Genomic DNA, 19,137 nt, shown 5'->3' with positions numbered 1-19,137 from the left:
CCGACATGATACCTGCTCCACAAAAACTCGTCCTCGACACCAATGTCTGCCTGGACCTGTTCGTCTTCAACGATCCGCGCTGGGCGCCTTTGCTTGCCGCCATGGAAAGCGGTGCGGTGCAGGCCATCACGCGTGAGGACTGCCGCGCCGAATACCTGGTGGTATTGCACTACAAGCACTTGCCGCTTGATGAAGACAGCCGCGCGCTGGCCGCCGCCCGCTTCGATGCGCTCATTACGGTGGTGGCGCCAGCAGTATCTGGCGTGCGCCTGCCGGTCTGCACCGACAAGGATGACCAGAAATTCCTCGAACTGGCGCGCGACGCCAGCGCCGACACCCTGATCACCAAGGACAAGGCGTTGCTGAAACTGGCGCGCAAGACCGCAAAGGCCGGCATGTTCAGGATCATGGTGCCGGAAGGCTGGACGCTAGGCTAGAATAAGCAACGTTTCCACTTCCGCACAGCCATGAACCACTCACAACATCCGATCCTGACCCCCGCCCTGCAAACCCGCCTGCCCGCCGTCGGCACCACGGTATTTACCCGCATGTCGGCCCTGGCGGCCCAGCACGGCGCCGTCAACCTGGGCCAGGGTTTTCCCGATTTCGACTGCGAGCCGGCACTGATCGAGGCCGTCGGCGAGGCCATGCGCGCCGGCCACAACCAGTATCCGCCGATGACGGGCGCAGCGCCCATGCGCGAGGCGATTGCCGCAAAGATCGCCAGCCTGTACGGCCATGAATACGATGCCGCCAGCGAAATCACGGTTACCGCAGGCGCCACCCAGGCCTTGACCACCGCGATCCTGTGCTGCGTGCACCCGGGCGACGAAGTGATCGTCATCGAACCGGCCTACGATAGTTACCTGCCGGCCATCGCGCTGGCCGGCGGCGTGCCGGTGCTGGTTTCCATGGAAGTGGACGAGCGCGGCTACAGCGTGCCGTGGGACAAGCTGGCCGCCGCCGTCAGCGCGCAAACGCGCCTGATCATCATCAACACGCCGCACAACCCGACCGGCACCATCTTGCGCGCGGCCGATCTCGAGAAACTGGCCGACATCGTGCGCGGCACGCATGTCCTGCTGCTGTCCGATGAAGTGTATGAACACATGGTGTATGACGGCGTGCCGCACGCCTCGTTGAGCCGCCACGCGGAACTGGCGGCGCGCGCATTTATCGTGTCGAGCTTCGGCAAGACCTACCATGTGACGGGCTGGAAGGTTGGCTATGTGGCGGCGCCGTCGACCATGACGGCGGAGTTTCGCAAGGTGCACCAGTACAATGTATTTACCGTCAACACGCCGATGCAGCACGGCCTGGCCAGCTACATGATGGATCCGCAACCGTATTTGCAGCTGCCGGCGTTCTACCAGCGCAAGCGCGACCTGTTCCGCGCCGGACTGGCCGGCAGCCGCTTCGAACTGCTGCCGGCAGACGGCACCTATTTCCAATGCGTACGCTACGACGCCATCTCGCAGGACAGCGAGGCGCAGTTCGCCGAGTGGCTGACCACGGAACTGAAAGTAGCGGCGATCCCCGTCTCGGCGTTTTATGCCGAAGCGAAAGAATCCGGCATCGTGCGCTTCTGCTTTGCCAAGAAGGACGAGACCCTGAACCTGGCTCTGGCGCGGCTGCGGACGATCTGAACCCGCGTTCATGACCGGAAAAAACACCTTGCTCCAGGGCTGGCGCTCGCTATGGGAGCTGCGCCCGCATCATGATGTTTCGCTTGCCGCGCGCCTGCTGGTGGCGTCGCTGATCGCCATCGTCCTGGCGCTGGGCCTGATGGCCTTTGTCGCCATTTTCGGCCGAGTCGACCGGCCGGGCTGGTGGTGGGCGTCCATGCTGCCCAATATCGGCATCTGCCTGTGCATCGTGCATACCCTGTTCGGCGTGCTGCGCCTGGCCGAGCGGGTATTGCCGGCGCCGCTGGTGGCACGCATGTCCGAGGTGCGCGATATCCGCGCCGGCATGGCCTTGAGCTCCTTGTCACTGGCGGCGATCATCCTTGGCATGACCATCGGCTTTACCATCGTGCCGATGCTGGTGGGCTTCAATGTGTGGGGCATGTTCATCTCGCTGCCGGCCGCGCTGACCAAGTTTGCCGTGTTTATCCTTTTCGTGCTGGGCGTCAACTGGGCCTGGTGGCGTTCTCGCCTGCGCCAGCAGCAACTGCTGGGCGAAGTGACGCAAGCCCGTTTGCGCCTGCTGCAGGGACAGATCGAGCCGCACCTGCTGTTCAACACGCTGGCCAATATCCAGAGCCTGATGGACTACGACCCGCCGCGCGCCAAGCGGATGCTGGAAACCTTTTCCAGCTATCTGCGCACCAGCCTGTCGCAGCTGCGCCAGGGTGACAGCACGCTGGAGGCGGAACTCGACATGGCCGGCCAGTACCTGTCGCTGCTGCAGATCCGCATGGAAGACCGGCTGCGCTTTCGCATCGACGCCAGCGACGAAGCGCGGCTGGCGGTGATGCCGACCCTGATGCTGCAGCCGCTGCTCGAAAACGCGATTCATCATGGCCTGGCACCCAAGCTCGAAGGCGGCAGCCTGCTGGTGCAGGCCAGCGTGACTGGCGAGCGGCTGCAGGTACGCGTGATCGACGACGGCATCGGTTTGCACTCGCCGGGCGCCAGCGGCAGACAGCTGCGGCCGGGCGCCGGCATGGCGCTGGCCAACCTGCGCTCGCGCCTGCAGGCGCAATATGGCGAACAGGCCAGCCTGCGGCTGCTGGCGCGCGACGCCGGCGCCGGCACTGGCTCCGAAGCCGTGCTGGAACTGCCGTACGTGCGCTGCGCCGCAGCGCCGTCGAAGGCGGCGGCATGACGCGCGCTTTGATCGCGGACGACGAACCGCACCTTGCGCTCTACCTGCGCGACCAGCTGCTGGCCCTGTGGCCGGAACTGCACATCATCCATGTGGCGCGCAATGGCGTCGACGCGGCCGCCCGCATCGCCGAACTGGAACCCGATATCGCCTTCCTCGACATCCAGATGCCGGGCTTGTCGGGCCTGGAGGTGGCGCAGGGCATCGAGGGCCATACGCGGGTAGTGTTCGTCACCGCGTTTGATGAATTTGCGCTGCAGGCTTTCGAGCATGCGGCGCTCGACTATGTGCTCAAGCCGGTCAGCACCGACCGGCTGGCACGCACCGTGGCGCGCCTGCGCTCCGCATCCACCACGCCACCGCCGGAAGCGGCCATGGCGCAGGTGCTGCAACAACTGATGGCCACGGCCATCCTACCCGGCCCCCGGCTGCGCTACATCCTCGCCTCGCAGGGCGAGCGCAGCCACCACCTGGACGTGGCGAACGTGCGCTTTTTCCAGGCCGACGACAAGTACACGGTGGTGGCCAGCGTCGACGGCGAATTCCTGATCCGCACCCCGATCATCGAACTGGCGGCCCAGCTCGACCCGCAGCAGTTCCGGCAGGTGCACCGTTCCACCCTGGTCAACCTGGCCTGGCTGGAAGGCACGCGCCGCGACGACGCCAGCCGCCTGTGGCTGCGCATGCGCGGCCACGCCAGCGAGTTGCCGGTCAGCCGCGCCTTCGTGCACCTGTTCAAGGCCATGTAGACGGCGCGGTCGCCATTTGTCGCGCCGGCTGTCGATTCGTCGCACGGCGGCTGCGCGGCACGATGCCATCGGCGATGCTGGCGTTTTCATTGATGGAGACGCCCATGTTCAAGTTCCTCGCAATCGCCCTGACCTGCCTCGGCGCCGCCGGCGCCGCAACTTGCGCACCGCGGATCGACACCATCGCCGGACGCCAGGTGGAGTCGATCACCCTGCGCCATGCCTCGTCGCAGGAGATCGTGGTGTTCGAAAGCGGTTCGCGCGGTACCATCGCCAAATGGGGCACGGTGCCGGAACGGCTGGCGGCCGACGCGTCGGTGTTTGTGTATAACCGGCCAGGCTATGGCAACAGCGAGGCGGCCGCCACGCCGCGCGATGGCCTGACCATCGTCGACGAACTGCGCGCTCTGCTGCGCCACCAGGGTTTGCCGCCGCCGTATGTGCTGGTCGGCCATTCCCTGGGCGGCCTGTACATGCAGCTGTTCGCCAGGGCCTATCCGCAGGAAGTAAAAGGCCTGGTGCTGATCGATTCGCTGTACCCGCGCATGATCAGGAAGACGCAGGATTTTCCACTATGGAGCCGCCTCGCCGGCCAGCTGGCGTTTTCGCGCCCGGTGTGGCGCGAGATCGAACAGATTGACGACACCGGCGAGATGATCTTGCGCCTGCCCGGCATCGACGACAAACCAATCGTGCGACTGGTAAATCAACCGACATCGAGCACCGCGATCGCGGTCGATTTTGGCGCCTTCAGGATGGACCAGGCGACCAGGGACGCGGTCCGCGCGTTGTACCCGAACGCCACCAGGATCGTGGCCGACTCCAGCCACCAGATGCCACTCACCTCGCCCGAGATCGTGATCGACGCGATACGGCGGGTGCTGCCGGCGGCCAGCCACTGATATTGGCGTCAAGCGTAACTCGACTGGTAGCGCTGCGGCTGCTTGCCATGCACTGTGACCGTGCCCTCACTGCTGCCCCGCGTGATCTGAGGCAGCTTGTTCGCGGGGTCAGCCTGGCGTATCGCCTGCGACACGACCGAAGGCGTGACGGTGCCAGCCCGGGCTTCAACCCAGTTATCGGGACGCGCCATGTCGGTGTTGACATGCAGCCTGCTGCCACCACCGGCCTCACATTCAACCGCAAACGACAAACTCGTCCATGCCAAACCCTGGCAATAGCTCGGGCGTGGCCGCACGATCCAGCGATACGGCGTGGCATCGACCACGATGCGGCGGCTACCTTTGTTTGTGATTGCCATCACGCTGCCCTGGTTTGGGCGCTGCCTGGTGGCGCGATACCGGCACCCTGTTTTGCCTGGCCAGCAGGTAGAGCCCCAGCAGCTCCAGCCCGAAACTGGCGCCCAGCCAGAGGCCATGCACGAGATCGTTGTCGAACATGGCCGGATGCTGGACATGCAGCATGATCTGATAGGCGGACATGGACAAGAGACCGCAGACGACCAGCGCAATACCGGGCAGTTTCGTGTGTTTTTTCTCGGATGTCATCAGTTTTACCTTCAGTTTAATTATTCTGCGTGGGCAGCGGCAATCCTTCACAAGCTGCCACCTCTGTATTCCAGCGCCCGCCATTGTCCAGGCACCGGTCCATCCTGATTTCATTTGCTGCCCACGTCACGACTGCGACGACGACTGCCGTAACCAGTATAAGACAAAGCAGCCTGAATGTGCGCATGCCAGGCACCTGGCGTTCGACCGCACGCCATGCCCGGCGCACCGTGAACAGCACGAACTCAGGAGTAAGTTGAGGCATAGCACTCTGGCTCGCTGCCATGCAGCTCTGCATAGCGGCGCAGCATTTCATCACGCGGCAGCGGCATGCCTTGCGACAGTTGCTCGATATAAGGAATTAGCCACCATGACTGCGTGATGTCGAAATGCGGCCGCCATGTTGGCTGCAGCGCGTCGCTGGCGGACACGGCACAGCCAGCGGCGCCATGGCCGACGCCTTCGCTGAAGGTGACGGGATGCGGCACCTGTTCAAAACAGATATCGATATCGAAGGGCCATGGAAAGTTTGCCGCATGAGGCAGCGGTTTCGTTCCATGCGCCAGATTGAAGTACAGGGCCATCGCGTGTCTATTTTCCAGCCGCCGCCAGCTGCACCAGCTTGCGCTCGACGAACGCCTGCAATTGCGGCGAAAGCGTTTGCAAACCCCTGGCCCGCTCGAACGCCGCCCTCGCCTGCGCCGGCTGGTTGTCGGCCTGCAAGGCGATCCCCAGGCCCATCCACCAGACGCTGTTGTCGGGCGCGGCCTGCAGGGCCAGCTGGTATTGCTCGGCCGCTTCGCGGTAGCGCTGTTCGCGCTGCAGCACGCCGGCCAGAAAGGCGCGGTAGTCGAGATGGTCTGCAGCGAACGGCAGGCTGCGCTTGAGGGTGTCGAGCGCGGCCGCGCCGCCACCGGTTTTATCGAGCTGCAAACGGGCCAGCATCATCGCCTGCGCCGGCTGTTTCGGGTCCAGCGCCAGGCTTTGCTGCAACTGGCGCATGGCTTCGTCGGGGCGCTGCGCTTCGAGCAGCAGGCGCACCAGGGTTTCGCGCGCGCCCTGGTGACGCGGATCGCGCTGCAAGGTACGCTGCAAGCCGACGATGGCCTCGTCGACGCGGCCATCCTGCAAGTCGCCCAGCGCGCGGCGCCAGGTATTGTCGATGCTTTGCTGCGGCGTGACCTGCTTGCCTTCGATGATTTTTTCCACGACGGCTGGCACCGGCTTGATTACAGGTAAGGCGACCGGCTTGGGCGCCACGCGGCGCGGCTCGGTGGCCTTGAGCTCGCGCGCCATCGGTGCGACAGCGGCAGGCGGCGCTTCGCCAACAGGTTCAGGCGCCGCCACAGAAACCGCCACTGGCGCTGGCACCGGCGCAGCCACTGGCAGCGGGATCGCCACTGGCGCTGGCACCGGCGCAGCCACTGGCAGCGGGATCGCCACTGGGACCGGCATCTGCGCCACGTTCACCAGCACCGGCGGCACATCCGGCCGCTTCAGGTAGAGCCAGCCCAGCGCGATGGCGATCGCCGTCAGGCCGGCGGCGCCGCCGAACACCACCGCGCGCGGCAGGCCACGCTCGCGTTCCGGCACCGAGCGGATGCCGCCCGTGTCAGCGCCCTGGCCATGGCCGTCCTTGCTGCGGGCATCGAGATCTTGCAACATCTTGTTAATCAGGCTCATCTACAATCTCGTCTTCATCGGTTCAGTAAGGTCCAGCTCAGGGTGCAGGCGGCGGCCAGCACGCCGGCGCCTGCCAGCCACGGCCAGCGCGCGCGCCAATGCGGAAGGCTGGCCACCGTATCGCTGGCGGCCAGCACCACGTGGCCCCGGCTGACCTGCTGGCGCCCTTCGCCATACGCCACCATCAGCGACTTGTGCGCCAGGATGTTGACCAGCCGCGGGATGCCGCCGCTGGCGCCGTACAGCCTTGCCACCGCGCCGTGGCTGAACAGGCGCGCGCCGTCGAAACCGGCCACGCGCAGGCGGTGCGCCACGTAGAACTCGACATCGTCGCGCGACAAAGGCCCCAGGTGGTAGTGAAAGGTGATGCGCTGGGCCAGCTGGCGGATTTCCGGGCGCGCCAGCTTGTCGTCCAGTTCCGGCTGGCCAAACAGCACGATCTGCAGCAGCTTGCGCTTTTCCGTTTCCAGGTTGGTCAAGAGGCGCAGCGCTTCCAGGCTGTCAACCGGAATCGCCTGCGCTTCATCGAGGCACAGCAGCACCTGCTTGCCCTGCGCCGCCAGGTTCAGCAGGCGCAGGTTGATCGATTTCAATAACTGATGCTGGTCGGCCTCTTTCGGCAGCAGCACGGCCAGTTCGTCGGCCAGCGCCAGGATCAGCGCCTGCGGCGGCAGGTTGGGATTCGGAATATAGGCGGTGACAAAACCCGGCCCCAGCGACTGCATGAACTTGCGGCATAAAAAGGTCTTGCCGGTGCCCACTTCGCCGGTAATCTTGATAAAGCCCTCGCCATTGCGCGCCGCCACCAGCAAGGTGTTGAGCGCCTTTTGCGACTGCGGGCCATTGAAAAAGAAACTGGTATCGGGCGTGAGGCCGAACGGCGCCTCGCGCAAGCCGAAATGGGCCTGGTACATTTAGCGCCGCTCCGCCGGCCGGCGCGGGTCTAGCGCCTCGATGCGCTTGCCTGAATCGAGCAAATCCTCGTTCCAGCTGTTGGCGCCTTCGACGATGGTGGGCTTGATCAGCACCACCAGTTCGCGCTTCTGGACGGTCTGGCCGGTATTGCGGAACAACGCGCCCAGCAGCGGCACATTGCCGGCGCCCGGCACTTGCGAGCGGTCGTTGGTGGTCGACTGGCGCATCAGCCCGCCAATCGCCACGATGCGCCCGTCCTGGCTGCGCACCATGCTGTCCATCTCGGAGGTGCTCGACGCCGCCAGCGGCAGTTTCAGCGAACCCGCGCTGCCCAGGTCGACATCCTTGGTGACGGTGGTGACCTGGCTGACGGACGGATGCACGTGCAGGATGATATTGCCGTTTTCATCGATCTGCGGCGTCACGTCCAGCACCACGCCGGAAAAGAACGGCTGCAAGGTGACATTCGGGCTGGAGGTGTTGCCACCGTTGGTGCCGGTCGAGGTCACGGTGGTGCTCACGCCGGTGACGAAAAACTCGTCGGTACCGATCTTCAGCACGGCCTTCTGGTTGTTCATGGTGGCAATGCGCGGGCTCGACAGCACATGCACGCTGCCTTGCGATTCCAGGAAGGAAATCATGGCGGCAAAATTGCTGGTCTGCAGCGCCAGCCCGAACATCGAGCCGGCCGCGTTGGCCGCCGAACTGAGGCCGAAACCGGTGCTGGCCGCGAGACCGCTGGCGCCATTGGTAATGACGGGCGGCTGGCCGCCGGCAAACGGCAGCGGCGCCAGGCTGCTGCCCGGCGCCAGGAAGCCGGTCGAAATACGGTTCGCATGGCCACTCTTGATGGAGGCAAACGAGGCCCAGTTCACGCCCGTCTGGAAGTTGTCGTTCAGTTCCACTTCGATGATCTTCGCCTCCAGGATCACCTGGCGGTCAACCGACAGCTGGGTTGCCTTCAGATAAGCGTCGACATTGCGCAGCTCTTCCGGCATGGCGCGCACCACCACCACGCCCGACTGCGGGCTCAGCACCACCTTGCGGCCATCGGCATCACCGCCGACGATGGCAACCAGGGATTCCTTGAGTTCCTTCCAGAAATCGCTGTCGGAACTGGTGCTGACGTTGGCGCTGTCCTGCACCTGTCCGCCCTGGCCCGGCTGGCCCGGTTGCTGCTGGGGCTGCGACTGGTTGTTGCCGCTGCCCGAACTCTGGCCGCTGGTGCTGGTGCCGGCGCTGTTGACGGAAGTCGACGAGACGCGCAGGTTGGAGCTGCCCTTGCGGTTGCCGGTCAGGTAATTGACCTGGAACATGCGCGTCTGCATGGTCAGCGGACGGATCGAAATGCGCGTGCCTTCGACCTTGTAATCGTAGCCGTACATGTCGCGTACGGCGTCGAGCGCTTCGAACAGGGTCACGTCCTTCAGGTTGGCCGACACATTGCCCTGCACGTCAGGGTGCACCAGGATGTTGTAGCGCGTGCCGGTAACGATGGAATTGTAGAACTGGCGCGCCGAGACATTGTTGAAGGCCACGTTGAAGCGCTCGTCGAGCACCGCGCGCGCTTTCGGCAACTGGCTGGCAAAGGTGGAGACCGGCGGCAGCAGGGCGTTATCGACGGCGTCGGCCTGCGTGGCGGCAGTGGTGGTGGCGCTGGCGGTCGCCACCTGCGCCTTGATCGCGTCATAGGTATCGCGCTGGGCCGGCGCGACACAGGCGCACAGGCTGGCGGACAGGCCCATTGCGGCAGCCATTCTGGTTAACTTGAGCATGCTCGCCTTGTGATGATTAATGTACATATGCTTGCTTCTTCCCTGCATTGTTTCGCTCCGCAGCTTTCGGATACAGCCTGATGGTGTCCAGTGTCTTGCCACGACGCAGCGTGACACTCGTTTCGCCGATGCCGTCCACGCTGGCCTCGCCTACCTTGTCGCCCACCCGCACCGTGCGCCCGTCGATCACCGCCACACGCCGTCCGCTGCTGGCCACCAGCACCGATTGCAGCTGCGGCACGGCGCGCGCGGCAACAGGAGCGGCATCATTGCCGGGCAGTGGCGCATCCGGCGGCCGGGTCGGATCGACCAGTCCCTGCGCGCCCGCCGGTGCCGACAGCAACGCCGCCAGCAGGGCAAACAACGCCACCGGCGCGCCGACGTTCACAGTGAAATCCATTTATCATCCAGGCTAAGGGTAAACAGGGTCAGGCGCAGGCTGGCGTTCGGATACTGGTCCACTACCAGGCTGGCATCTCCCCAAAAAACACGGGTTGGCATCGCTTCAAGCGCTTCCATGTAGTTGACCATATCGATATAGCTGCCGCGCAGCACCACTTCCACGCCATGGCGGTATAGCAGAGGCGCCGTCTTGATGGCGGGCGCCAGCGGCACGGCCACCGCCGGCGCAACTGCGGGCGGTACTGCTGCCAGGGCCGGCGCACTGGCGCTGGCGCCGCCCATCGGTGCGGACGGCAAGGTCTTGAGAGACTCGACGCGCAGCCTGGAATGCTGTCGCAGCAGGCGTTCGAGCAGGAAGACGATACGGTCCGGCGGCACCAGGCCACTCTGGGCGGTGCGCAAGGTCGTGCTCAGCCCCGCCATTTCCTGGCGCAGGCGATCAAGCGCCTGGCGCTCCTGCGCATCCGGGTCGACGCTGTTGCCGCGTATTTTCAGCACGATCTCGGCATCGATATTGGCCATCGTCTGTTGTTGCTGCGCGATCGATTCGTTGAGCATCTTTTGTTTGGCAAACAACGGATTGAGCAGCAAGGAAAACAGCAGGAAAATCAGCAGCGCGGCGCAAGCGCCAAACGCCATCACGCGTTCGCGCAGGCTCAAGGCATCGATTTTGGCGGCCAGCTTGCGCCAGCCCTGTTTCAAGCTTTCGTCTTTCATGGTGTCGGCGCTCCCGCTTCGGTTGGCGCGGCCATCGATTGCAAGTCGAATTCCACATACGATATGGGCAGGCGCCGGGGAATTGGCGCCACCGGGGCTGCCGCTGGCGTACGCAATACATCGGGCGGCAAGCCGGCCAGCGCTGGCAAGGCCGACAGCGGTACGGATGGCGCAGCAGGCGCCGAAGCAGTCTGGACGGAAGGATCGGCCGAGGTTTTCGGCACGCTGGCGGCGATCTCGAGCCGCGCAAACGATTTGCCACGTAGCACCGGATCGCGGCCCAGCGCATTGATATACGCCGGCACCAGCGCCGGCTGCAAGGCCCGGCCCTGCAAGCCAATATGGCGGCCCGCGCCGACGATGCTGGCGCCGGTCAGCCACAAGCCGTCGACCCGGGCGCGGGCAAAAGCGCGGAAATACGGGGAATAACCTTGTGTATTGCCAATGCTGCCGCCAGCGAGAATTTTTTGCGCTTCCAGCAAGGCGGAGCGGTCGGCCTCGCCCTGCGCCAGCGCATGGCCGACGGCCGGGTCCTTGACGCGCGCCGGATACTGGATCAATACCATGGTGCGGCGCGCCTCGCGCGCGGCCAGCAGCTCTTTCGATTGCGCCGCTGCGCCTTCCAGCAAGCCCACCTGGCGCGCGCCGTACCAGTACAGGCATGCCCCAAGCAGCGCGATCAGCAACAGCCCCTGGCCCATCGTGGCGGCCGCCAGCACCTGCTTGCGTTTCTCGAAAGCGGGATTGAACAGATTGATCTGCTGGCTCATGGCGCGGCCACTTCCTGGCGCAATGCGGCGCCCAGCGTCAGAAAAAAGCGCGCCTGGCCAGCCGCATCCTGCAATTGCGGCAGGTCGGCAAAGTCGAACACGGCGGCCAGGTCCAGCACCTCGACCGGCATATACAGATTATCGGCCAGGTAGCCGTGCAGGCCGTCGGTGCCGGTCGGCGCCAGCACCAGCTTGATCACATTGATGAAGTGAAACTGGCGGTCGAAATGGTCGAACGAGCGCTGCAATTCCAGCGTGATCTTGTCGTAGTATTGCTGCTTTTGATCGTCGCTGCCTTCAACCAGCTGGGCCAGCTTGACATCGATACGGCGCGACAGATACAGCTCCGCATTGAAATTGACCGTCAACAAACCACCATCGCCGTCAAACGACAGCATGGCCAGGCCGCGCCCCGGGGTTTCCAACAGAGCGGCAATATTACGCTGCGCCATTTCAGGAATATCGATCACCGCCAGGCTGATCCTGGCGGCCGTATACATGGCCTGGCGCTGGGCCACGGCGGCATTCCTGGCGGCCACGGCAAACACGGACTGGCCGCGTACCGGCGCGTTCTGGTCGGGCGGGATGTCGAACACGTCGATGGTGGCGTCCGCCAAAGGAAAATCGAGCATGTCCTTCAGGCGCCAGCCCACTGCCGTCTTCAGTTCTTCCGGCGGCACATTGGGCGCTTCCAGCGACAGCAATTGGTAGTCAGCCGCGCCGAGCAAGGTAGTGCAGCGGTAGGAGCCAGCCTGCAGCTCCTTGTTCAGTTTTTCCATGGCCGGTGCCGGCGCCATGGCCATTTTTGCGCCGGCATGCCACATGACGGCCTTCACTTGCGGCTTGTCGCCAGTGTTCGGTTGGACGAGCGCGGCGCACACTCCCTCGTTCGTCCATGCCGTGGCCAGCAATCCTTCCCGTTTTTTTGCTCTTGCGAATAAACCCATGCGACCAATCCACGATCAAAGTACCGGCAGCGATGTTGCCACCAGAATAATGCATTGAATCAATTTTAATTCATCGCACCGCATTGCAGTCTAAAAAATTAACAATTGACAATAAATATTCCCGAAAAGACCACGGTTAATCAAGCACTTGCACAAGCTGCGCCAGCTTGCTAGAACTCCGCCTGCAACCTGCGCCGCACATAATCCGTGCTGTTGCTGGTCGCTGCCGCCGTACATGCGCCATTGACCGGCTGGTTGCACGCAACGGCCACCACCTGGTAGCGCTGCAAGGCACCTGGCCCGTTCGTCAGAATGCATTGCACGGTCACCGTAAAGCCATTGGCCGGCACCACGAAGCTGCTGGGCGCCACGCAACTGCCGTTGCGCAACTGGCGGTACAAGCCCCATTCGATGCCGGCGCGCGCCGCCTGGTAAGCGCGCGCCCCCTGGATATCGAGCGATGAGGTGGTGTGCTGCACCGTAGTCAGGTTGACCAGCGCGGCGCCCAGCCCGGCCAGCACCACCAGCAGGAACACCGCGGTGACGATGCCGAAACCGCGGGCGGGCCGGCAGATGCGCTGGCGGTGGGCTTGAAATAGGGTCTTCATGGCGTGTTGTTGACCTGGGCCTGCTGTTGCAATGTGATCTGGCCGCTGCTGCTGCCCTTGGCACCCAGCACCAGCCTGATGGACACCAGACCGCGCTGGACGTTGGCCAGTTCGGTGAAAACAAACCGGCATTCGTTTACCTGGCCGGCCAGCAAGGCGCCGACGGGTGCATTGCTGAGTGGCGCGGCGCCCGCATTGACCGGCTGGTCCGGCCCGATCGCATAGCCGGAAAAGCGCCGCAAGGTGCCGCCGCCATTCGCATCGGGTGCGCAAAAATAGGTGACAGGCGTGGTCACCACCTGGAAGCGGTTGCCCGGCGACGGTATCGACAGCGTGCTGGCATCGCTGACCAGGAAAGGATTGGCCGCCAGGCTGATATTGTTGCCGTTGACGGCGGACACCGTGGCCCGGTTGCATTTGGTATTGCAAAAATAGGCGTCGACCGGCGAGGTGCCGCCACCGAGGTTGTTGACCACGATAAAGTCACCTGGCACGATGGCTTGCGCACCGGTGGGCGCGGCGCCGACGATGGTGAAGACATTGGTGGCGGTCGCGGGTAGCGGATCGGTATCGAAGGCCAGCACATTGCCGGGCGTATTGTCGTTGACGGACAGGTAACGCCCGCCGGTCTTGGTCAGCAGCAGCTCCAGGTAACGGCCGGTAGGGTCGATGCGCACGCTGTTGGGTAGCGCCAGGCGCACATCGCGCGTGATGCGGCGCGTGGCCGTGTCGGCGATATCGGCCAGCTCGACGCGCGCGGCAGTATCGATATAGCTGCGCACCGGCACGGTGACAAACACCGCCACCATGCTGGACACGATGCCGAGGATGACGATCACCACCACCAGCTCGACCAGGGTAAAACCGCTTGCGCGGCGCAAACGCAAGCCGCTCATATCAGGTTGGGCGCATAGCGCGTGCGGTAGCCGACCAGGGTGACGGACTCATTGCCATACGCCACCACTACCGTGATGCGCAGCGCATTCATGTTGGCCGGCGTGGCGTCGGCCGGCGCGATGCGGGCGTCGGCAGGCCCCAGCGCGGACTCGGGTGCCACCGCCACCGTCACGGTGTATTGCGCCGGAAAATCGATTTTCGAGGCATCCTGGGTATATCTCAGCGGTGTGTTGAACGCCCGCACATAATCGGTCACATTGTAATAAGGACGATCAACGGTCGATGGCGCCGCAGCCACGTTTTGCGGCACGCTGCAGCCGGCCGCATTGGCCGCCGTCTCAACCGCCGGGTCTTGAATCGGGTTGCAAAAGGTGTAGCGTGCCAGTTGCACTTCTTCCAGCATGGATTCGGCCAGCACCAGCGCCTGCTTGCGCAACTGCGGATCGGCACTGTTGGCGGTGGTAAAACTGATCACACGCAGCACGCCCAGCACGGCCACGCTGACGATCACGATAAACACCGTCAGCTCGATCAAAGTGAAACCGTGTTGCACACCGACTGGCGCCTTCTTACAGCAAATGGACATAGCCGGTCTCCGCTTCGACGACCACAGTACGCGTATTGCCACCGCCGGCGATGGCAATTTGCTGCAGTACAAAGCTCGACGTCGGATCGACGTCAGTACTCAGGAAAGGTCGGCCTAGCGCGTTGAAATACAGGCTCAGGCCCGCCGGAGGCACGCCATAGCTCACATTGGCCGGCCGTCCCTCGCAGAACCAAGTGGTGGATGCGCCGCACTGCGCCACTGTCGCGCTGCTGCCCGAATTGGCACCGGCTGGCGCCAGCACGCGGTTGGACGCATCGCAAGCGGCGTTGAAACACAGGGCAATGCGGTTGGCGCCGAGCACGGCAAACACGGGCCGGTTCTGCGCGATGGCCAGCTTTTGCGCATAACGCAGCATGCTCATGTTCTGGTCGGCAAAGGTGCGCGCATCGAAACTTTCATTGCGCACGAAGCGCGGCGCTGCAAAGGCGGCCAGTATGCCGACAAGCACGATCACAGCCACCAGTTCGATCATGGTGAAGCCGCGCACACGCTGGGCGGAAAAAGCACTGAATTGGGGCATTAGCTTGTGACGCGGCATCATTAAACCTGGTGCATGCGAGGCGTGCCAATAAAAAAGCCCAACCATGGATACTTCATGTTGGGCTCGGTTTGAGACGCACACCGCAGCGGTGCGCATCCTTGACGATCAGCAGCCGGTTTTAAGCGCTGTGATGGCCGGCGGCGTATTGACAGCGGTAGAGTCGGTATAGGTCACCTGGCAAGCAGTACGAGCAGCGTCCTCTGCGACCACGACAGGCCCGGTACCGGTTACGCTGTAACCATCCAGGTTGACGGCATTGGCGATGCTGGAAGCGGCGGGATAGCCATTCGTCATGGTGATTGTCTGGCCTTCGATTGTGATCTGAGTCGCAGTACCGCCACCGGCCACCCACTGCGCGTGCGCCAATGCCGAAGCGCTACGCAGGGCACCAACTGCGGCATCGACCTTGGCCGTACGTGCATTGACCGCCATGTCCACGAAACGTGGAATGGCGGTCGCTGCCAGAATGCCCAAGATGACGATCACGACCACCAACTCGATCAGCGTGAAACCCGCCTGGGCACCTTGTTTGAAACTGCGTAACGACTTATTCATGCGGATCTCCAAAATCATGTAAATGTTTCATCCACAAACAGAAAAACTGCTTGCGTCAACTTGTTTTCCTACTTAAAGGCACTTCCTTGCGGACTTGAACTGGTACCAACGCGAGCTTTTCAACGCTGCCGGCGACGCTTTCTGATCCCTTCGTCAAGCTTACCTTGAATTTAGGCAACTCGGAATCCTCGGGGTCAAAAATAGTTCTTTGATTTAACAAATATACCAATTTTCCATCACTCCTGTCAAAAAGCCAATTACCTGAAGCAAGTTTTTTGACATCCGGGGAATAAAATTCTCCCAGATAATTGGCCGGCTTCTGCGCCAGCCAGTTCATGGGATTCTGTCCGGCCAGCGCGGCAATGTCTTTCGTGCGCCCGGCAATCATCAAGGCATAGGCTTGCAACTGCACTTCCGTGCGCAAGGCCATCACCGTTTGTTCATAGGCCAGCCGCTCGGCCTGGTCGCGGTAGAAGGCAAGCCGGCTCAGCAGCACCACCATCAGCACGCCGATCACCGCCACCACCACCGCCAGCTCGAACAGGGTAAAGCCCTGCCCTGCCCGCTGGCCGCGCACCAGCTTCTGCGGTATCGACATACGCCCTGTCATTTGTTCATGGCCACGCGGCCCAGGTCCCAGATCGGCAGGAAGATGCCCAGCGCCAGCACCAGCACCATGGCGCCCAGGAAGCCGATCAGGATGGGCTCGATCTGTGCCGACAAGGTTTTCAGTTCGTAATCGACTTCGCGCTCGTACATGGCGGCGATTTCATCCATCAGCTCATCGAGCGAACCCGATTCCTCGCCAATCGCGATCATCTGCAGCACCACCGGCGTGAAAACGCCGGCGGCCACCGAAGTGCGCAAGATGCTCTCGCCGCGCTCGACGCCGTCGCGCATCTGGTCCACGCGCGAGCTGAGATAGGCGTTGTCCACGGTTTGCGACACCACCGTCAGCGCCTGCACGATGGGCACGCCGCTGGAACTGGACAAGGCGAAGCTGCGCGCAAAACGGGCCATGGTGCCCTTGAGCAGAATCTTGCCCGCCACAGGAAAACGCAACTTCACGCGGTCCCATTTATAGCGCCCAGGCACCGTGCGCAGCCATGCCTTGAAACCGGCCACGCCGGCGATGCTCAGGGCCAGCAGTGCTGGCCAGTAATTGACTGTAAACGAAGACGTACCGATTAGGATGCGCGTCATCAGCGGCAGTTCGGCCTTGAAACTGGCGAACACCTTGACGAACTGGGGGATCACAAACACATTGACAATCACCATCGCCAGGATCATGGCAACAATCACAAAGGTCGGGTAGCGCGTGGCCGACTTGACGCGGGCGCGCATGTCGCGGTCGAACTCCAGGTGGTCGAACAGGCGCAGGAAGACCTCGTCAAGGCGTCCCGTCATTTCGCCCACCCTCACCATCGACAGGTAAAACGACGTAAAGACTGCCGGGTGGCGCGCCATCGCAGCCGACAGTTCGCGCCCGGCGTCGAGCGATTCGCGCACGTCCTTGATCACGCGGCCAAATGCGGGACTGACGGCCGACTCCTGCAGCCCGGCCAGGCCGCGCATGATGGGCACGCCGGCTTTCAGCAGGGTGTACATCTGGCGGCTGAACAGCTGCACATCCATCGAGGTGACTTTTTTCTCGGAGAGGCGCTGCCACAGGCCGATATCGCTGCTGGCGGTCACCGCTTTTTTAGTCTGCACGATATCGACCGGCGTGGCGCCGGTGGCGAACAGCTGGTTGGCCACCGCGCCACTATCGGCGCCCTCCATCACGCCTTGCAGCAGTTCGCCGCTGGCGCTGCGGGCTTTGTAGGCAAAAAACGGCACGTTACTCCTCGTTCTGGTTGCTGATGCGCATCGCTTCGGAGATCGTCGTGCGGCCCTGGACCACCAGTTGCACCGCGTGGCGGCGCAGGGTTTCGCCGGCCATCTCGGCGTTCGCGGCCTTCAAAAAGTGCGAGGGGTCGGCATGGTTGGCGGCGTCGACCACTGCGCGCGTCATTTCCAGCAGTTCATACACGCCGGTACGGCCGCGGTAACCCATGCCGTTGCAGTGCGAACAACCCTTGCCGTGGTGATACTGGGTACGGTCGACCAGCTCGCCCAGTTCCATGCGCAGCCATTCGGCTTCGGTCGGTGTCGGCACATATGGCGTGGTGCAGCTTTCACAGATCACGCGCACCAGTCGCTGCGCCAGCACCGCTTGCAGCGAGCTGCCGACCATATAGCGCGGCACGCCCATGTCCATCAGGCGCAGCGGGGTGCTGGCCGCGTCATTCGTGTGCAGGGTGGAAAGCACCAGGTGACCGGTCATGGCGGCCCGCAGGCCGATCTGCGCTGTTTCCTGGTCGCGCATCTCGCCCACCAGCACGATGTCCGGGTCTTGCCGCAGGGCCGAGCGCAGCACGCGTGCAAAGTTCAGCTCGATCTTGTCGTTGACCTGCACCTGGTTAATGCCGGGCAGGCGGTATTCGACCGGGTCTTCGACCGTGATCAGCTTTTTTTCCACCGAGTTCAGTTCGGCCAGCGCGCAATACAGGGTGGTGGTCTTGCCGCTACCGGTCGGGCCCGTCACCAGCACCAGGCCGTTCGGGCGCTGCACGATGGCGCGAAATTTCTTGACCAGCGCCGGCGGCATGCCGATCGCGTCCAGGCGCAGCGAAGTGCCGCCCTGGTTCAACAGCCGCATTACCACCGATTCGCCGTATTGCGTCGGCATGGTGGAAATACGCACGTCGATGCGCTGGTTTTTTACGCGGATGGCGAAGCGACCGTCCTGCGGCAAGCGCTTTTCGGAAATATCGAGGTCCGACATCAATTTGAGGCGCAGCGCCAGCGACGGCGCGATCTTGATATCGGCTTCGGTCTGCAGGTGCAGCACGCCATCGATGCGGAAACGGATCTGCAGCCGGCTTTCCTGCGGTTCGATATGAATGTCCGAGGCGCGCACCTGGGTCGCGTCGTCGAATACCGATTGCAGCAGCTTGACGATCGGCGCTTCTTCCAGGCCCGGATTGGCGGCCAGCGCGCCGAAGTCGACCGAGACGTCGCCCAGGTCCTGCTCCAGCTCGCGCGTCAGGGTGGAAATGTCTTCGGTGCGGCGATAGATGCGGTCGATCGCCGCCAGCACTTCGGTTTCGTTGACCACCGCCAGTTCGATATTGCGTTTGACCAGGCGCGCGATCTCGTCGTAGGCAAACAGGTCGGTCGGGTCGGACATGCCGACCAGCAGGCCTTCGCGGCGGTCTTCCAGCACCAGCGCGCGAAAGCGCCTGGCCTGGGTTTCCGGCAGCAGGCGCACCAGTTCCGCATTGATGTTGAAAAACTTCAGGTTGATGTAGGGAATGGCCAGCTGGCGAGCCAGTGCGCCCGAGATCTGCTCTTCCGTCACATAGCCGTGCTCGATGAACACGCGGCCCAGCTTGCGGCCCGAACGCTTCTGTTCCGTCAAGGCCAGGCCCAACTGTTCTTCCGTCAGCAATTTCTGCTGCACCAAAATCTCACCGAGCCGGACTTTCTCTGGCCTTGCCATGCTTGCTCCTCAACAGGTTCGACGCCCACGCGCCTGATTGCACCGGCATTTTATTCCAGAACGTGTTGTTTCTTGAAGAAAAACTATTTG

Annotated in this window: 23 protein-coding genes; 5 read left to right on the top strand and 18 right to left on the bottom strand. The window is 63.2% G+C overall.

Going from position 1 to position 19,137, the window contains the following annotated elements; translation table 11 throughout:
* Positions 1–5 precede the first annotated feature (5 nt).
* The 5 genes from AC0Z42_RS01150 to AC0Z42_RS01130 all read left to right on the top strand — a co-directional run bounded on the left by AC0Z42_RS01150 (position 6) and on the right by AC0Z42_RS01130 (position 4,480).
* Entirely contained in the window at positions 6–437 is a 432-nt protein-coding gene (locus AC0Z42_RS01150; RefSeq protein ID WP_485466391.1) for a putative toxin-antitoxin system toxin component, PIN family, read from the top strand.
* A 30-nt stretch (positions 438–467) separates the two neighbouring features.
* Entirely contained in the window at positions 468–1,646 is a 1,179-nt protein-coding gene (locus AC0Z42_RS01145; RefSeq protein WP_485466390.1) for a pyridoxal phosphate-dependent aminotransferase, read from the top strand.
* 10 nt (positions 1,647–1,656) lie between these two features.
* Positions 1,657–2,829 carry a sensor histidine kinase gene (locus tag AC0Z42_RS01140; protein WP_485466389.1) on the top strand — a complete coding sequence of 391 codons (1,173 nt, stop codon included), beginning with the start codon at positions 1,657–1,659 and terminating at the stop codon, positions 2,827–2,829.
* Positions 2,826–3,578: a LytR/AlgR family response regulator transcription factor gene (locus AC0Z42_RS01135; protein WP_485466388.1), complete on the top strand. Its 753-nt coding sequence runs from the start codon at positions 2,826–2,828 to the stop codon at positions 3,576–3,578. Before AC0Z42_RS01140 ends, AC0Z42_RS01135 begins: the two co-directional genes overlap by 4 nt.
* A 104-nt stretch (positions 3,579–3,682) precedes the next feature.
* Positions 3,683–4,480, top strand: coding sequence for an alpha/beta fold hydrolase (locus AC0Z42_RS01130; protein WP_485466387.1), 798 nt, complete (start codon positions 3,683–3,685; stop codon positions 4,478–4,480).
* An 8-nt stretch (positions 4,481–4,488) separates the two neighbouring features.
* On the opposite strand, the gene AC0Z42_RS01125 is transcribed toward AC0Z42_RS01130, so the two are convergent.
* The 18 genes from AC0Z42_RS01125 to AC0Z42_RS01040 form a co-directional block, all read right to left on the bottom strand.
* Entirely contained in the window at positions 4,489–4,839 is a 351-nt protein-coding gene (locus AC0Z42_RS01125) for a hypothetical protein (RefSeq protein WP_485466386.1), read from the bottom strand.
* The gene (locus AC0Z42_RS01120; protein ID WP_485466385.1) at positions 4,817–5,086 is read right to left on the bottom strand and encodes a hypothetical protein; all 270 of its coding nucleotides are present in this window, start codon (positions 5,084–5,086) and stop codon (positions 4,817–4,819) included. Before AC0Z42_RS01120 ends, AC0Z42_RS01125 begins: the two co-directional genes overlap by 23 nt.
* Before the next feature lie 245 nt (positions 5,087–5,331).
* Positions 5,332–5,670, bottom strand: a complete 339-nt coding sequence (locus AC0Z42_RS01115) for a hypothetical protein (protein WP_485466384.1) — start codon at positions 5,668–5,670, stop codon at positions 5,332–5,334.
* A 7-nt stretch (positions 5,671–5,677) separates the two neighbouring features.
* On the bottom strand, positions 5,678–6,769 hold the full coding sequence (locus AC0Z42_RS01110; protein WP_485466383.1) for a tetratricopeptide repeat protein: 1,092 nt from the start codon (positions 6,767–6,769) through the stop codon (positions 5,678–5,680).
* Between the two features lie 14 nt (positions 6,770–6,783).
* The gene (locus tag AC0Z42_RS01105; protein WP_485466382.1) at positions 6,784–7,683 is read right to left on the bottom strand and encodes an ExeA family protein; all 900 of its coding nucleotides are present in this window, start codon (positions 7,681–7,683) and stop codon (positions 6,784–6,786) included.
* A complete protein-coding gene (mshL, locus tag AC0Z42_RS01100; protein WP_485466381.1) occupies positions 7,684–9,459 on the bottom strand; it encodes a pilus (MSHA type) biogenesis protein MshL in 1,776 nt (591 codons plus the stop codon).
* Positions 9,460–9,475: 16 nt separating this feature from the next.
* Complete coding sequence (locus AC0Z42_RS01095; RefSeq protein ID WP_485466380.1) at positions 9,476–9,859, bottom strand: MSHA biogenesis protein MshK; 384 nt, start codon at positions 9,857–9,859, stop codon at positions 9,476–9,478.
* Positions 9,844–10,578: a hypothetical protein gene (locus AC0Z42_RS01090; RefSeq protein ID WP_485466379.1), complete on the bottom strand. Its 735-nt coding sequence runs from the start codon at positions 10,576–10,578 to the stop codon at positions 9,844–9,846. The genes AC0Z42_RS01095 and AC0Z42_RS01090 overlap by 16 nt, the downstream gene beginning before the upstream one ends.
* A complete protein-coding gene (locus AC0Z42_RS01085; RefSeq protein WP_485466378.1) occupies positions 10,575–11,348 on the bottom strand; it encodes an MSHA biogenesis protein MshA in 774 nt (257 codons plus the stop codon). The genes AC0Z42_RS01090 and AC0Z42_RS01085 overlap by 4 nt, the downstream gene beginning before the upstream one ends.
* Complete coding sequence (locus AC0Z42_RS01080; RefSeq protein WP_485466377.1) at positions 11,345–12,295, bottom strand: type IV pilus biogenesis protein PilM; 951 nt, start codon at positions 12,293–12,295, stop codon at positions 11,345–11,347. Before AC0Z42_RS01080 ends, AC0Z42_RS01085 begins: the two co-directional genes overlap by 4 nt.
* Before the next feature lie 170 nt (positions 12,296–12,465).
* Positions 12,466–12,903, bottom strand: coding sequence for a pilus assembly PilX N-terminal domain-containing protein (locus AC0Z42_RS01075; RefSeq protein WP_485466376.1), 438 nt, complete (start codon positions 12,901–12,903; stop codon positions 12,466–12,468).
* Positions 12,900–13,799 (bottom strand): prepilin-type N-terminal cleavage/methylation domain-containing protein, encoded by a 900-nt coding sequence (locus tag AC0Z42_RS01070; RefSeq protein ID WP_485466375.1) that lies wholly within the window; start codon positions 13,797–13,799, stop codon positions 12,900–12,902. Before AC0Z42_RS01070 ends, AC0Z42_RS01075 begins: the two co-directional genes overlap by 4 nt.
* Entirely contained in the window at positions 13,796–14,353 is a 558-nt protein-coding gene (locus tag AC0Z42_RS01065) for a prepilin-type N-terminal cleavage/methylation domain-containing protein (RefSeq protein ID WP_485466374.1), read from the bottom strand. The genes AC0Z42_RS01070 and AC0Z42_RS01065 overlap by 4 nt, the downstream gene beginning before the upstream one ends.
* 16 nt (positions 14,354–14,369) lie before the next feature.
* Positions 14,370–14,927, bottom strand: coding sequence for a pilus assembly FimT family protein (locus AC0Z42_RS01060; RefSeq protein ID WP_485466373.1), 558 nt, complete (start codon positions 14,925–14,927; stop codon positions 14,370–14,372).
* A 126-nt stretch (positions 14,928–15,053) separates the two neighbouring features.
* Positions 15,054–15,503, bottom strand: a complete 450-nt coding sequence (locus AC0Z42_RS01055) for a type II secretion system protein (protein ID WP_485466372.1) — start codon at positions 15,501–15,503, stop codon at positions 15,054–15,056.
* A 55-nt stretch (positions 15,504–15,558) separates the two neighbouring features.
* On the bottom strand, positions 15,559–16,101 hold the full coding sequence (locus AC0Z42_RS01050; RefSeq protein WP_485466371.1) for a type II secretion system protein: 543 nt from the start codon (positions 16,099–16,101) through the stop codon (positions 15,559–15,561).
* Positions 16,102–16,109: 8 nt separating this feature from the next.
* Positions 16,110–17,342: a type II secretion system F family protein gene (locus AC0Z42_RS01045; RefSeq protein ID WP_485466370.1), complete on the bottom strand. Its 1,233-nt coding sequence runs from the start codon at positions 17,340–17,342 to the stop codon at positions 16,110–16,112.
* A gap of 1 nt (position 17,343) precedes the next feature.
* Positions 17,344–19,047: a GspE/PulE family protein gene (locus AC0Z42_RS01040; protein WP_485466369.1), complete on the bottom strand. Its 1,704-nt coding sequence runs from the start codon at positions 19,045–19,047 to the stop codon at positions 17,344–17,346.
* Positions 19,048–19,137: the final 90 nt, after the last annotated feature.

Source organism: Janthinobacterium sp. 1L-D-8-B-C4 (genome assembly GCF_057291295.1).
Note: the sequence above shows the minus strand (reverse complement) of the source record. Positions and strands in the feature narration are given on the sequence as shown.

Bases quoted from the DNA above. Each gene is read 5' to 3' on its own strand.
- AC0Z42_RS01150 (WP_485466391.1), top strand. From the start codon at position 6: ATGATACCTGCTCCACAAAAACTCGTCCTCGACACCAATGTCTGCCTG.
- AC0Z42_RS01145 (WP_485466390.1), top strand. From the start codon at position 468: ATGAACCACTCACAACATCCGATCCTGACCCCCGCCCTGCAAACCCGC.
- AC0Z42_RS01140 (WP_485466389.1), top strand. From the start codon at position 1,657: ATGACCGGAAAAAACACCTTGCTCCAGGGCTGGCGCTCGCTATGGGAG.
- AC0Z42_RS01135 (WP_485466388.1), top strand. From the start codon at position 2,826: ATGACGCGCGCTTTGATCGCGGACGACGAACCGCACCTTGCGCTCTAC.
- AC0Z42_RS01130 (WP_485466387.1), top strand. From the start codon at position 3,683: ATGTTCAAGTTCCTCGCAATCGCCCTGACCTGCCTCGGCGCCGCCGGC.
- AC0Z42_RS01125 (WP_485466386.1), bottom strand. From the start codon at position 4,839: ATGGCAATCACAAACAAAGGTAGCCGCCGCATCGTGGTCGATGCCACG.
- AC0Z42_RS01120 (WP_485466385.1), bottom strand. From the start codon at position 5,086: ATGACATCCGAGAAAAAACACACGAAACTGCCCGGTATTGCGCTGGTC.
- AC0Z42_RS01115 (WP_485466384.1), bottom strand. From the start codon at position 5,670: ATGGCCCTGTACTTCAATCTGGCGCATGGAACGAAACCGCTGCCTCAT.
- AC0Z42_RS01110 (WP_485466383.1), bottom strand. From the start codon at position 6,769: ATGAGCCTGATTAACAAGATGTTGCAAGATCTCGATGCCCGCAGCAAG.
- AC0Z42_RS01105 (WP_485466382.1), bottom strand. From the start codon at position 7,683: ATGTACCAGGCCCATTTCGGCTTGCGCGAGGCGCCGTTCGGCCTCACG.
- mshL (WP_485466381.1), bottom strand. From the start codon at position 9,459: ATGCTCAAGTTAACCAGAATGGCTGCCGCAATGGGCCTGTCCGCCAGC.
- AC0Z42_RS01095 (WP_485466380.1), bottom strand. From the start codon at position 9,859: ATGGATTTCACTGTGAACGTCGGCGCGCCGGTGGCGTTGTTTGCCCTG.
- AC0Z42_RS01090 (WP_485466379.1), bottom strand. From the start codon at position 10,578: ATGAAAGACGAAAGCTTGAAACAGGGCTGGCGCAAGCTGGCCGCCAAA.
- AC0Z42_RS01085 (WP_485466378.1), bottom strand. From the start codon at position 11,348: ATGAGCCAGCAGATCAATCTGTTCAATCCCGCTTTCGAGAAACGCAAG.
- AC0Z42_RS01080 (WP_485466377.1), bottom strand. From the start codon at position 12,295: ATGGGTTTATTCGCAAGAGCAAAAAAACGGGAAGGATTGCTGGCCACG.
- AC0Z42_RS01075 (WP_485466376.1), bottom strand. From the start codon at position 12,903: ATGAAGACCCTATTTCAAGCCCACCGCCAGCGCATCTGCCGGCCCGCC.
- AC0Z42_RS01070 (WP_485466375.1), bottom strand. From the start codon at position 13,799: ATGAGCGGCTTGCGTTTGCGCCGCGCAAGCGGTTTTACCCTGGTCGAG.
- AC0Z42_RS01060 (WP_485466373.1), bottom strand. From the start codon at position 14,927: ATGCCCCAATTCAGTGCTTTTTCCGCCCAGCGTGTGCGCGGCTTCACC.
- AC0Z42_RS01055 (WP_485466372.1), bottom strand. From the start codon at position 15,503: ATGAATAAGTCGTTACGCAGTTTCAAACAAGGTGCCCAGGCGGGTTTC.
- AC0Z42_RS01050 (WP_485466371.1), bottom strand. From the start codon at position 16,101: ATGTCGATACCGCAGAAGCTGGTGCGCGGCCAGCGGGCAGGGCAGGGC.
- AC0Z42_RS01040 (WP_485466369.1), bottom strand. From the start codon at position 19,047: ATGGCAAGGCCAGAGAAAGTCCGGCTCGGTGAGATTTTGGTGCAGCAG.